12 protein-coding genes are annotated in these 12,670 nt (G+C 63.1%); 6 read left to right on the top strand and 6 right to left on the bottom strand.

Annotation, left to right across the window (positions count from 1 at the left end; genetic code table 11):
* Positions 1-74: 74 nt before the first annotated feature.
* Both ACP97_RS03955 and ACP97_RS03950 read right to left on the bottom strand, forming a co-directional pair.
* Positions 75-1,124, bottom strand: coding sequence for an enolase (locus tag ACP97_RS03955; protein WP_049996534.1), 1,050 nt, complete (start codon positions 1,122-1,124; stop codon positions 75-77).
* A 244-nt stretch (positions 1,125-1,368) separates the two neighbouring features.
* Positions 1,369-2,334, bottom strand: coding sequence for a ring-cleaving dioxygenase (locus ACP97_RS03950; protein ID WP_049996533.1), 966 nt, complete (start codon positions 2,332-2,334; stop codon positions 1,369-1,371).
* Positions 2,335-2,626: 292 nt separating this feature from the next.
* On the opposite strand from ACP97_RS03950, the gene ACP97_RS03945 reads away from it, so the two are divergent.
* Both ACP97_RS03945 and ACP97_RS03940 read left to right on the top strand, forming a co-directional pair.
* Positions 2,627-3,286, top strand: coding sequence for a CDGSH iron-sulfur domain-containing protein (locus ACP97_RS03945; RefSeq protein ID WP_049996532.1), 660 nt, complete (start codon positions 2,627-2,629; stop codon positions 3,284-3,286).
* A 129-nt stretch (positions 3,287-3,415) separates the two neighbouring features.
* Entirely contained in the window at positions 3,416-4,195 is a 780-nt protein-coding gene (locus tag ACP97_RS03940; RefSeq protein WP_202593552.1) for a sulfite exporter TauE/SafE family protein, read from the top strand.
* Positions 4,196-4,286: 91 nt separating this feature from the next.
* On the opposite strand, the gene ACP97_RS03935 is transcribed toward ACP97_RS03940, so the two are convergent.
* Positions 4,287-4,595 carry a Rieske (2Fe-2S) protein gene (locus ACP97_RS03935; RefSeq protein ID WP_049996530.1) on the bottom strand — a complete coding sequence of 103 codons (309 nt, stop codon included), beginning with the start codon at positions 4,593-4,595 and terminating at the stop codon, positions 4,287-4,289.
* A 148-nt stretch (positions 4,596-4,743) separates the two neighbouring features.
* Entirely contained in the window at positions 4,744-5,901 is a 1,158-nt protein-coding gene (locus ACP97_RS03930) for a low temperature requirement protein A (protein WP_049996529.1), read from the bottom strand.
* A gap of 203 nt (positions 5,902-6,104) precedes the next feature.
* On the opposite strand from ACP97_RS03930, the gene ACP97_RS03925 reads away from it, so the two are divergent.
* The 4 genes from ACP97_RS03925 (at position 6,105) to ACP97_RS03910 (ending at position 10,631) form a co-directional block, all read left to right on the top strand.
* Entirely contained in the window at positions 6,105-6,473 is a 369-nt protein-coding gene (locus tag ACP97_RS03925) for a cupin domain-containing protein (RefSeq protein WP_049996599.1), read from the top strand.
* 74 nt (positions 6,474-6,547) lie between these two features.
* Positions 6,548-8,518 carry a molybdopterin oxidoreductase family protein gene (locus ACP97_RS03920; protein WP_049996528.1) on the top strand — a complete coding sequence of 657 codons (1,971 nt, stop codon included), beginning with the start codon at positions 6,548-6,550 and terminating at the stop codon, positions 8,516-8,518.
* Positions 8,519-8,635: 117 nt separating this feature from the next.
* The gene (locus tag ACP97_RS03915; protein ID WP_049996527.1) at positions 8,636-9,925 is read left to right on the top strand and encodes an L-lactate MFS transporter; all 1,290 of its coding nucleotides are present in this window, start codon (positions 8,636-8,638) and stop codon (positions 9,923-9,925) included.
* Between the two features lie 64 nt (positions 9,926-9,989).
* On the top strand, positions 9,990-10,631 hold the full coding sequence (locus ACP97_RS03910; protein ID WP_049996598.1) for a molybdenum cofactor guanylyltransferase: 642 nt from the start codon (positions 9,990-9,992) through the stop codon (positions 10,629-10,631).
* Positions 10,632-10,650: 19 nt separating this feature from the next.
* Here ACP97_RS03910 and moaA read toward each other — a convergent pair whose 3' ends face one another.
* Positions 10,651-11,610: a GTP 3',8-cyclase MoaA gene (gene moaA / locus ACP97_RS03905; protein ID WP_049996526.1), complete on the bottom strand. Its 960-nt coding sequence runs from the start codon at positions 11,608-11,610 to the stop codon at positions 10,651-10,653.
* 105 nt (positions 11,611-11,715) lie between these two features.
* Positions 11,716-12,639 (bottom strand): WD40/YVTN/BNR-like repeat-containing protein, encoded by a 924-nt coding sequence (locus ACP97_RS03900; protein WP_049996525.1) that lies wholly within the window; start codon positions 12,637-12,639, stop codon positions 11,716-11,718.
* Between the last annotated feature and the right edge of the window lie 31 nt (positions 12,640-12,670).

The following is a 12,670-nucleotide window of genomic DNA, read 5'->3' as shown; positions in this document are numbered from 1 at the left end:
AACCACTCCGTACTTGCGGACACTTGATTGTACCCGAATCAAAATCGATCGTACTGGCTTTTTTTGACTCCTCTTTACTTCCACTCGAGTCCCTGTGGGGACGTCGGTGGCGAAAGCGGACTCGATGGAAGACCGCTACTTGGCTCGGGGGCGTTGTACTCCTTAGGTGCGACGTCGTTCGGCGCGTCCGGATAGAACAGTGACGCGACCGCATGGATGTGCTCGCGCCCGACGTCGAGTTCGAACTGACCGCCACCGAACATTCCGATGTCGTTCTCCCGGCAGTAATCGATCGTATCGAGCAGCGATTCGACGGAGCCGAACCGCGAGGGCTTGATGTTGAGCCACATTGGCTCCCACGGGAGGTCTTCGACGGTCTCGACGCTCCGAATCGGGTAGTCCCACGTCACACGCTCCTCGTGGCCTTCGAATAGCGGTCGCGTGTCGTCGTTCAGTTCCGGGTCCTCGATGAGCGCGTCCGGAAAGCCCTCGACGACCCGTTCGTAGAGGTCGGGGTCGGCGGGTTGGTCCACTGTCGTTCCATGGTACTGACCTTTGAGGTCGAGCGCACGAACGGCGTCGGTGTCGGCCAATCGCTCGACCACCGCAGCGGTCCAGTCCGAGGTCGGGTCGAGTTTGAATTCGAGATCGGGATTGCGGTCGAGCCAGTCGCGGATGCGGTCGCCCGTCGGTGGGTCCTGGAGCCGCGTGCTCACGACGAATCGCACAGGACTATACTCGCGGTCGAGTCGGTCGGCGAGGGTCGTTCCCGCCTGCTTCAACGCGAGATCCAGTGCTGCGCTCTCGAACGCCCACCGCCGATAGTTCCGGAAGATCGATTGGGTCGGTTCGTTCCCGACGAAGAGATCGATCTCGGAGAACCGTTCTGAGAACTCGTCGAGGGTGTATTCACCCGTGACGGGGAATTCCTCGGACGAATCGCGAAGAGTGTAGTGGGCCTCGTTGTCGTAGGTAACGTCCTCGCCCTGCCCGGTTTCGCCGTCGCCGTGCAACGAGACGACGGTCGTCGTGCGAGTGAAACCACTCGACGTGTCCCGCTCGTGTTGTTCGAGATCGTACTCATCGACTCGGAGTTCGAGATCGCCGACGTGATCGTAGAGCATCGTCAGTTCGGCCTACACTCTCGCCCTATTAAAAGATGAGACTGACAGCCGCGGAACCTGGTATCAGGCGTGCCACTCGATTACCTCCGGCTGACCAATACACCGAGATCACGGGGTGGCACGAGTGAAGCTGCCAGAACCACACTACTTGCGGAGCCAGATACGTCATCCGATGGGGCTCAAAAATCGAGTGAAGGGGGGGGGAATTACTGAACCCAAGGACGGACGGCAAGCGGCTGTATCGCTATCGGTTGGTATCGGGGTCGACCGACGGACTCTCGAACGACGGGAGGCGAGACTCGATTTCGTCGCGTTCGTCCTCTAACCATTCCGGTAGCGCGAGGTCCCTGCCGAGTTCGTCCTGGCTCTGATCGGCAGTGAAGCCGGGTTCCATCGTGGCGATCTCGAACAGGACGCCGCCCGGTTCGCGGAAGTAGATCGATTTGAAGTACACCCGGTCGACGATGTCGGTGACGCGAAGCCCCTGTTCGCTCAGTTGCTCGCGCCACTGCTCCTGTTCGTCCGTATCCTCGGCCTTGTAGGCGACGTGGTGGACCGTGCCGACGCCCATTCGTCCCCGCCCGTGATCGGTCTCGACGATATCGATGATAGAGCCCGGGCCGCCAGCGTCGGAGCGATAGCGGCGACGACCGTTCTCTTCGAATTCGAATTCGTAGCCGAGTCCATCGGTTAGCACCGTGGCGGTTGGATCGATCTCGCTAACCGCGAGGGTGACGCTGTGAAAGCCGCGCAACTGGTGCTCCGTGGGGACCGGGCTATCAACCCATGGCTGTCCGTCCGGTGCATCGCCCGTGGCGACGAGCGCGAGCGTGATGCCGTCCGGATCGTCGAATTCGATGACGGTCTCGCCGAACCGTTCGGTCGGGCCATCAACCGAGATCCCGTGCGATTCCAGTCGCTCACGCCAGTAGTCGAGCGAGCCTTCGGGAACGAAATATGCCGTGGTTCGGGTTTGTCCGTCGCCGAACCGTCCCGAACGGCCGCGCTCGCCCCACGGGAAGAGCGTGATGTTCGTCCCGGGCGTGCCCTCGCTGTCGCCGAAATAGAGGTGATAGGTGTACTTGTCGTCGTGGTTGATGGTCTTCTTGACGAATCGCAGACCGAGCGTTTCGACGTAGAACTCGGCGGTGCGTTGCGGATCGCTCGCAATGGCAGTCACGTGATGCAGTCCCGGTGTTGTCGGTGACATCGTGTCATATCTAACGCGGCGGAACCATTTATGTCTCCGCTAACATCCGAAGCAGCGGGTGACAGCAAGGTTACCGCCCGTGTGGAACACTCTGCCCTCCGGAATCCGACCTCATCGACCATCGGAGGGAGCAATTCGTCCGTCGAAGGTAGATTACTGCTGATCAGAAGTTGGGTGTAGTCTCCATGTAGACACACTCGGTACGGACTGCTCGCAGCGATGGGAAGCGCAAATGCCCAATGTTAACGTGCTTCGGTACCCTGAGTACAGCACTAACTGAGAGTGATTCACGATGAAAGAAGACATTCACCAATATTCCGGCGAGGAGATCGAGGTTAGCTATGACGTCGAACGGTGCATTCACGTCAGAGAGTGCGTCCGTGGATTGCCCGAGGTGTTCGACCCCGACAAGCGACCGTGGATCGACCCTGACAACGCCGAGGCCGGCGAGCTAGCGGACGTCATCACGGCATGTCCCACCGGTGCACTCCATTTCGAGCGAACGGGCGACGGTCCCGCAGAAACCATTCCGGACGAGAACTCGGTCACAGTGGCACCCGATGGACCGCTCTACCTCCACGGCGACATCGAGATTACGACACCCGACGACGAAACGCTGCTCGCGGACACACGGGTCGCGCTGTGTCGTTGTGGATTGTCGGATAACAAACCACTCTGTGACAACAGTCACGCGAAGGCCGACTTCGAGGCCGATAGTTCGATACCGGAAGACCACGAGGGAGCCGAAGACGTAGACAATGGAGGCACGCTGCAGGTGGTCCCGAAACCGGATGGACCAGCCCTCCTTGACGGCGCGTTCGAACTCCACGGGACGGACGACGACTCGACAGTCCAGGATAGCGATGCCGCTCTGTGCCGCTGTGGTGGTTCAGGGACCAAACCGTTCTGCGATGGAACGCACGCAGAGATCGGGTTTTCGAGCGAGGAATGATCCAATCGGTGACTGAACTAACAAATCAGTGTTTGGAACGTCTTGGTCAGTCAGGTTGCACAGTCGGCCACGACTGCGCGAAACGTTATGATAGATTGGAGAACGCCCGGGTAGGAGGTTCATAGCGAGATGGTTGGCTTTTCGATGGAAGTCCTCGTTTTCGTCGGGAGCATCGTGTTCTTCGCCGGAACCGTGACTGGCATCACTGGATTCGGCTATGCACTCATCGGAACCGTCGGGTCGGCGGCCGTTCTCGGTCCACAGCAGGCCGTCGTCCTCATGATCATCCCGGTGTTTGTTTCGAACGTCCCGCTCGTACGTGAGCTCGACCATGACCGATTACGGACCTGCGGGCGTCGGTTTGCGTCGTTCATCGTGGCGGCCGCTATTGGAACCGTCGTCGGAATGGCGATACTCCAGTGGATTCCGACGACGATACTGACGGTCGCACTCGGTGTGTTTACGTTGGGGTACGTCGCGTTCACGCAGGATACGGTTCCAGTCCCCGGTAAGAGACACGTCACGTCGAACTACTTCGAACGACACCCGAACGCCCAACTCGGGATCGGCTTCGGAAGCGGGCTGATCTTCGGAGCGAGTAACGTCGGCGTCTCGATGGTCGCTTATCTCGATAGCCTCGATCTCCAGCGGTCGATCTTCGTGGGAGTTCTCGCGCTGATCTTCCTCGGTATTTCGTCGATCCGCGTCGGCGCGGCATGGGCATTCGATCTCTACGGCACAGGAGCGCTCGTGTGGCTTTCGGTTGGAGCGGCACTCGTCGGACTGGTCGGTGTGGAGAGCGGACGACGGGTTCGCCATCTGCTGCCGGATCGATACATCGACGAATTCGTGTTGGTCTTGCTGGCCATTATCGGGATTCGGCTCATCTCTACCAGTGTCGGGGTCTGAGGAGCGACTGTCGAGCGAGCACTACCGTTGCGAATGGGGGCTGCGAGCGTTGGCCGAAGCGAAAGCGTCTCTAAGGAGTTCTCCGGGCGGCTCAAACGCCGACGCGAACCGTATCACCGTCGATGTGGACCTCGTATTCCGGCTCCGAATCGTCGGCGGGCGGTTCGAGCACCTTGCCGGAGGTGACGTCGAACCGTGCGCCATGCCACGGACAGGTGACAGTCGTTCCATCGAGGTCCCCCTCACCGAGCGGTCCACCCTCATGCGTACACTCGTTGCCGATGGCGTAAAAGTCGCCCTCGACTCTGAAGAGTGCGATCGTGTGGCCGTTCGCTTCGACGACGGTTCCCTCGCCGTCGTCGAGTTCGTCGGTCGTCGCCACCGAGACGAAGTCCGTCATACCACTCTCTTTCACAGTGGATGGCCATAATCGTTCGCCCGTTTCCTTTCTGGATCTGATCAACAACCTTTGCCCGAAGTTAGCCAGCGAGAGGATCGTTCGCTCGCGAACTACGTTCGAGACTGGATCTCTCGGAACGACTCGTCGGTCAGCCTGCACGGAATCTGCTCCGGTGTTCGGAACGCACCGTCTCGTAAGCCGCGAGTCCGACGAATAGCGCGGTGAGAACCGCGAGGGCAACGATAGCCGGAACCCGCACGGCCACGATGAGCAACACGAGAGCAACGACCGCCACGACGAGTCGGAGGATACTGACGGTGCCGTGGTCGCGGAACCGGAAGGCATTGTGGCCGAGCAGATAGAGTGCACCGCCACCGAAGAGCGCGACGGCGGCGACTGTCCCGAGCGGCTCGCCGGCATGGGCGATCGTCTGCTCGATTCCGAGTGCGATGAAGATGATGCTCCCGACCATCGACAGGTGGATGTAGCTGTAGGAATCGCGCGCCAGTATCGCTTGTTGGTGGCCGCTCTCTCTGGCGAGGCGCTGTTCTGCGGCGAGCACGACGTAATCGAAGTAGAGCCACCACAGCGCGATGACGAGAACGATGCCGAACAACGCCGCGAGAACGACCAAAGCGCTGAGGTTCAACCCTTCGGCTCCGACGCCGATGGCGACGAGCGACTCGCCCAGCGCGATGATGAGCACGAGCCGGTGACGTTCGACGAAGTGTCCGACGTTGACGTGAAACCCCTCGACACCGCGGACGAACACGATGCCGTAATCGACAGCGAGTGCCACGACCCAGAGGACGGCTGCAAGCGGCCCGTCGAGGAACCCAGCGAGAACGAGCAGCGCCGGTCCACCCAAGAATCCCGGTGAAGCTCGTAGGACCGCGTCGTGGGTTTCAGGCGGGGTGGCGACCGCGTAGAGTGCGACGTGCAACAGTCGAACGACGAAGTAAGCGCCCCCGAACAGTACCGCGTCGTCGCCGAACGCGTCAGGGACCGCGAGCGCAACGACGAGCATGGCCACCATCGCGGTGAGAATCACCAGCCGTGCGGGGAGGCGCTCCTCGGCGGGCACTGCACCAGTGAGCCACGAGTAGGTGACCCACGCCCACCATAGTGCCGCGAACAGCGCCGCGCCACGCGCCATCCCGGTCCACGTGAGGTTCTCGACGAGGAAGCCGGTAACCTGAGTGAACGCGAACACGAACACCAGATCGAAAAACAGCTCCAAGGGAGTGACGTCCTGTTCTTCGCCGGCAGCATCTCGCGTCGTAGACGCCGAGCCGTTCGTACTCATCGATGATCTCATGGAGCAATGGCGGCCTCAAATACTATTCTCTCACGAAGGGTGTCGTCTCCCGGAAAAACGACCGTCCGTTCCGAATCCCCGTCCGCCGAAGCCATCTCGGCCTCCGTGTCGAGGATATAGTCCCAGCAGAAAGGCTAATCCTACACGACACGAACCCTGACGAGCAGTGCGCGAGCAAACAGATGAAAACAATGACTGAACCCGACACAACAGCGTACCACCCGTTCATCGGAAGCGAGGACGAAGACGAACACATCGTGCTCGAAGACTGCGAAGTAGACGTGCGTGCTCACGGCCCAGACAAAGCCAGCGAGCCACACACGCACGAGGAGACGCACATCATCTTCGTGCGGACCGGCAAGATGTACTGGGAAGTCGAGGGCGAAGAGTTCCACGCGGAAGCCGGTGACACGATCGTCACGCCGCCCGAGACCGAGCACGAATTCGAGGTGGTCGGTGGCGAACCCACCAACACGACGTGTCTGATCGCTCCGTCCAGATCGTCCGAGGATCAAGGACCATCCGGGACACACGAGATCACCAAGCCCGACGAAGTCTGAGATGGCAGTTTAGACTTCAGCCAGGAACCCTTTTGCGTCCGTCATCCCAAGGAACGAGTCGACGGATCGAACCGATGAACGAGCCACGCGAGGACACCAAAAGCATCTGTCCGCTCTGTGCGGTCGGCTGTAGCGTCCGCTACGACGAGACGACCGGCCGCGCGCGCGGCTGGCCGGGCGCACCCGTCAACGCGAACGGAGAACTTTGCCCGAAAGGGATCGCGGCCTTCGACGTCTTCGACGACGAGGACCGACTTACTCGTCCATTGATGCGACGGGACGGCGACCTCGAGCCTGTTTTCTGGAACGAGGCCTACGACCGCATCGAGCGCGAGTTCGAGCGAATCATCACCGAACACGGCCCGGACGCGCTGGCATTTCTCGGTGCGCCACACTGCACGAACGAGGAGAACTACCTCTTCGGCAAGCTCGCGCGGAGCCTCGGCACGAACAACGTCGACAACCGCGCTCGGCTCTGCCACGACTCCACCGTGTCGGCGATGGAAGAGCGCCTCGGCTCCGGCGGAATGACGAACTCGATCGCTGGTCTCACAGAAACCGGGGTCTTTCTGATTATCGGGTCGAACCCGGCCGACCAGCAGCCGGTCGCGTTCGATTCGTACGTTCGGCCCGCAGTCAACGGTGGCGCACACCTGATCCACATCGACCCGCGCGCGAACACGACGACCCGCCTCGCCGACACGCACATCGCGCCGCGACCGGGCACGGACGCGCTCGTGGTCGCACTGTTCGTGAAGACGATTCTCGACGAGGGACTGGTCGACGAGGAGTTCGTCGCCGACCGAACCGAGGAATTCGCGGCGTTCGCCGCAGCAGTGGGGGAGATGGATGGCGAAACGCTCGCCGAGCGAGCGGGTGTCGATTCGACGAAAATCCAGGCAGCCGCCCGCGCGTTCGGTGGGGCCGAGCGGGCGGCCGTCGTCGCAGGCACCGGGGTTGAGGGCGACGACCCGGACGACAGCGCCACCGCCGACGCGCTGTTGAACCTCCTCTTGCTCACGGGGAATCTGGGCAAGCGCGGCGCGGGCATGAACCTCTTTCGCGGCCTCAACAACGAGCAGGGGGCCTGTGACGCCGGCGCGCTCCCCCACCAACTGCCCGGCGGTCGTCCCGTGGCCGACGCGGCGGCGCGTGCAAAGGTGGCCGACGTCTGGGGCGTCGAACCGCCCGCCGCGCCGGGACCGACGGAAATCGACCTCGTGCGTGGTTTTGGCGAAGAAATCCGCGGTGCGTTCGTTCTCGGCGAGAACCCCGCGGTGACGAAACTCGGGACTGAGAACGTCGCACGCGGCCTCCGATCGCTCGATTTCCTGCTCGTGCAGGACGTCACCCACACCGAGACGACCGCTCACGCGGACGTCGTGCTGCCGGCGGGTATTTGGTCGGAGAAGGCAGGAACGGTCACCAATATCGACCGACAGGTCCAGCGCATGCGCGCGCTCGAATCACCGCCGGGCGCGGCGCGCAGCGATTTCGAGGTTCTCTGTGCGCTCGGCGAGCGCCTCGTCGGTGATGGATTCGACTACGAGAATCCACAGGAGGTGTTCGCCGAACTCACCGACGTGAACCCACAGTACGCGGGCATGAGCTACGAGGGTATCGGCACGGGCAGCCAGCGCTGGCCGTTCCCCGCCGGCGCGGACGAAGGAACAGACGTCCTTCATCGGGGAGAGTTCGCCAACGGCGAGCGCCGCGCGCCGTTCGTGCCGGTCCCTCTCGGCGAGTCGTCCGACGAGGATACGGACGAACTGGTGTTGCTCACCGGTTCGCGCAGCGGCGACGTCGCCGCGACGACGATGGGAAGCGGAATGGGGAGAGTCGACGAGACACTCACCATCCATCCGGCGGATGCCGATGCCCGCGGAGTGGCCGACGGCGAGCGCGTCGTCGTCGAGAGCGCAACCGGACGCGTCGAACTCACAGTCGAAATCAGCGAGAGCATTCGACGGGGGAGCGTCTTCGTTCACGCGGGCATCGCCGAACCGCTGCTCGGGGCCGGACGAACGCACGTCCGGATTTCGTGACGAGTCGGTCGTCGTACGGTACGACAGTATCATACGGGAGATGCTCGATCGTTCGGCGAACCGGAGTATGTTGACGTGACCCGAACGCAGTAATTATTTCGGAAACACCGAGAGAGTGTGTCAAGCACGAAAACGGGCAAGAATCGGTGGTTGATCGCGGCGTCGGCCGTGGCGATCCACCTCTCGATCGGGAGTATCTACGCGTACAGCATCTACCAGATACCGCTGAACGAGGCACAGGGGTGGAGTACGGGCAGCGTGACCACCGCGTTCTCCATTGCGGTGTTCGTCCTCGGCATCACGGCCGCCTTCCTCGGGAGCTACGTTGAAAAGTACGGTCCCCGGAAATCCGGGCTGGCCGCGGCCGTCCTCTATGGTCTCGGGATGGTCGGCTCCGGCGTGAGCGTTCTTCTTGGGAGTCTCCCGCTGTTTCTCGCTACCTTCGGCGTGGTCGGCGGGATGGGTATCGGCCTCGGATACATCACGCCTATCGGGACGCTCGTCGAGTGGTTTCCCGACCGCCGCGGGATGGCGACCGGGCTCGCGGTGATGGGCTTCGGTGCCGGCGCGCTACTCACCGGTCCCCTTGGAAACTTCCTGATTCAGGGCTACGGCGTCGCAACGGCGTTTTTCGCCCTGGGTATCCTCTATTTCGTCCTGATGGCGGCGGGGTCGAGCTATCTCGCCAAGCCGCCGGACGGATGGCTTCCCGACGGAATGGAGAACACGCCGGAGAACCGGGAGGAAGCCAGAAGCGCGCTGTCGGGAATCACCAACCTCACCGCCAAGGAGGCGCGCACGTCGCCGCGCTTCTGGATGGTCTGGCTCATCGTCTTCATCAACGTCTCGGCGGGCATCATGCTGCTCGCGTTCGCCTCGCCGATGCTCCAGCAGATCGCCGGCGCGAGCGCGACGACCGCCGCGTTCATCACCGGCTACATCGGCATCTTCAACGGCGGCGGCCGCATCGTCTGGGCCACCCTCTCGGACTACATCGGCCGAACGACGACGTACGCGGCCTTTTTCGCCATTCAGATCGTGGCCTTCTTCGTGATGCCACAGATCACGGGCGTCTGGTTCCTTGCAGGGATCATCTTCCTCGTCATCACGTGTTACGGTGGCGGCTTTTCCTGTCTGCCGGCGTACCTCAGCGATCTCTTCGGGACGAAGGAAGTCAGCGCGATCCACGGCTACGCGCTCACGGCGTGGGGTGTCGCCGGCGTGGCCGGCCCACAGCTTGCCTCTCTCATCCTCGAATCGACGGGGAACTACACGAGCGCGCTGTACATCATGAACGGCGCGCTCGTCGTGGGGCTCGTGACGGTCGGCGTCCTCCGCTGGCGGATCGGCAAACTCCAGGGCGCGAGCCATCCCGCCGGGACCGCAACCGAAGCGGCGACCGACTGACGGGACACCGTAGAATCGCACTGACGTGCCGAAACACCGAAGCGCCTTCGGGCGAAGGAATTACATCGCTTCCGAGCGCTCGAACCCACGGCGTGGCGGCCTCGTCGTCGCCGGTGGTCGCTCCAGACGGTTCGGCGAGCAGGACAAGGTCATCGCCGACCTCGCGGGCGTACCGATGGTTCGACGGGTCGCCGACCGGTTATCGGACCTCGACGAACTGCTCGTCAGCTGTCGTGCCGACCAGACGGCTGCAATCGAGCGGGCGCTTTCGGGGATGGACGTCCGGTGTGTCGTGGACCCCGAGCCCGACGGCGGACCGATGATCGGCGTCCACACCGGTCTTCGTGCGCTCGATGCCGAGTACGCCGCCGTCGTGGCCGCCGACATGCCGTTCGTCGACGCCACACTACTCTCGCACCTGTTCGAGCGCGCGGCGGGTCACGACGCGGCCGTGCCCCGACACGAGGGCTGGCTGCAACCCACACAGGCCGTCTATCGCACCGAACGAATGGCCGACGCCTGCGCGCGCGCGCTCTCCCGGGGCGATCGTGAACTTCGGGCAGCGCTATCGTCGCTCGATTGTGTCGTCGTGGAAGAAGACGAGCTTCGAGAGCACGCCGACCTGCGGACGTTCACGAACGTGAACACCCGTGAGGAGTTCGCCGCCGCCGAGCGGGCGCTCGAAGCCGATGACTGGTCGGCGTGAAAATCAGCGACCTGCCGCTCTATGCGCCGACGTACTCCTCGTTGACTTCCCAACCGCCGTCGCCGTCGCGGATCATGTACTCGCCGTAGTATGGCACTCTGTTGGCGACGACCTCCCGGAACGCGTCGCGGATCTCGTCCTTGCTCATCGCACCCATCGGCCGGAGGTCGTCGTTGCGATTGAGACAGCCCTTGAGATAGCCCTCGTGGGTGACTCTCACCCGATGGCAGTTCGCACAGAACGTCTCGTTGCCCACGGGGTCGACGATTTCGACCATCCCGCCATCGACCCAGTAGCGCCGCCGGTCGTGCATCTCGCGGTGTTCGACCCGATCCGCTCTCTCGGAAAGCCAGTCGTGGACGCGCGCGATGTCGATGGCCCACTCGGGATGGCCGGCGATCTCGGGCATATACTCGATGAGTTGGAGCTGGAGACCGGAGTTCGCCCCCACATGGTCGACCATCTCGGGGATGAATTCGGCCGTGCCATCGAAAACCACCATGTTGAGCTTCACCGGGTCGAGCTCCGCATCGAGTGCGGCCTCGACACCTTCGAGAACGCGCTCGTACGCACCGGATTTCGTGATTTCGGCGAAATCCTCCCTGTCGAGGGCGTCCTGTGAGACGTTTACCCTGTCGAGTCCCGCTTCCCGGAGGTCCTCGGCACGGCCCGGCAAGAAGGTCCCGTTCGTGGTGAGCGAGGTCTCCATTCCCTCGGGTGTGCGCCGGATGATCTCCTCCAGATCCTCGCGGAGCATCGGCTCGCCCCCGGTGAACTTCACCTTCTCGACGCCGAACTCGCGGACGACCTCCAGAAATCGCACCACTTCATTAGTGTCCATCTCGTCGTCAGCGGCCTCCATCGGCCCGCGCGTGTCGCCGAGGCCCTCGTTGTGACAGTACACGCAGTCGAAGTTACACCGGTCGGTCAGCGAGACGCGCACCCCCGAGACCTCGCGGCCGAACCCGTCGACGAGCATACCCGCCCTTCGGTCGCCGAGGGTTAAAGCTACGCGCCGACGAACGACTGATGCAACCGAAATCGATTACACTGTCCCATGCGCGAAACGACACGAGCGCACGTCTCAAAGCGCGGTAAGCGAGCGAACCGCCGCGGGCACCTCGCCGAGCGTGCTCCAGCCATCGCGTTCGCGGGCGAGCACCCGTCCGCCGTCGGTTCCGGCGAGCACCCGCCCGTCGTGACTCGCCCACGCGAGAACGATTTCGTCTGGCGCGCCGGGATATGGCACAGTCTCGAAGGAGTCTCCCCCGTCCGTCGATTCGAACAGCGCCGCGTCGGCACCCCGCGGCCCGTCCCACGATGGCGGCGACCCGCGCGCCGCGGCGGCGTACAACTGTCCATCCATCGCAAAGGCCTCACGGAAATAGCGGTGATCGAGGTTCTCGTCGAGTCGCGTCCACGATCGGCCGGCGTCGTGCGTTCGATAGAGACCGTCGCCACAGGATGCCACGTACTCCTCGGCGTCGAGCACGAGCACGTGGTGGATATCGCCGTGGACGCCGTCGCGCCGTTCGCTCCACGTTTCACCCCCATCGTCGCTGACGTGGACACCGCCCACCTCGACGCCGGCGACCAGTCGGTCGGGGGCGTCGGGGTGGGTCCCGAGACTACGGACGTGGGCCTCGTCGCGGTGGCGCGGCGTGTGCCACTCCCCGCGGCTCGGGAGGTCCTGCAACCCATCGAGTTCGCGCCACGTCTCTCCGTCATCCGTCGAGACGTACAGGTGGGCGGGATGCGTCCCCGCATACAGGCGCTCACCGTCGGGACTCGTGACGACCGAGAACACCTCCTCGCGCGGCACGTCGAGATCGGTCCACGAGTGGCCATCGATCGAGCGATAGAGTCCGGTTCTCGTTGTGGCGAACGCCACGCCGTCGAAGACCCGCACGCGGAGCGTATCGCCCGCGTCGAGCATCCGTTCGGTGTCGTCGAGCGTTCCATCCGCCGAGCGAACGACGCCGTCGTTCGTCCCGATGAGCAGCGCCATGACGGGGGTACGGCTCCGGCGGTGGTAAACC

It is taken from the genome of Halococcus sediminicola (assembly GCF_000755245.1).
Lineage (GTDB): Archaea > Halobacteriota > Halobacteria > Halobacteriales > Halococcaceae > Halococcus > Halococcus sediminicola.
This window is presented reverse-complemented; position numbering and strand designations above follow the sequence as displayed.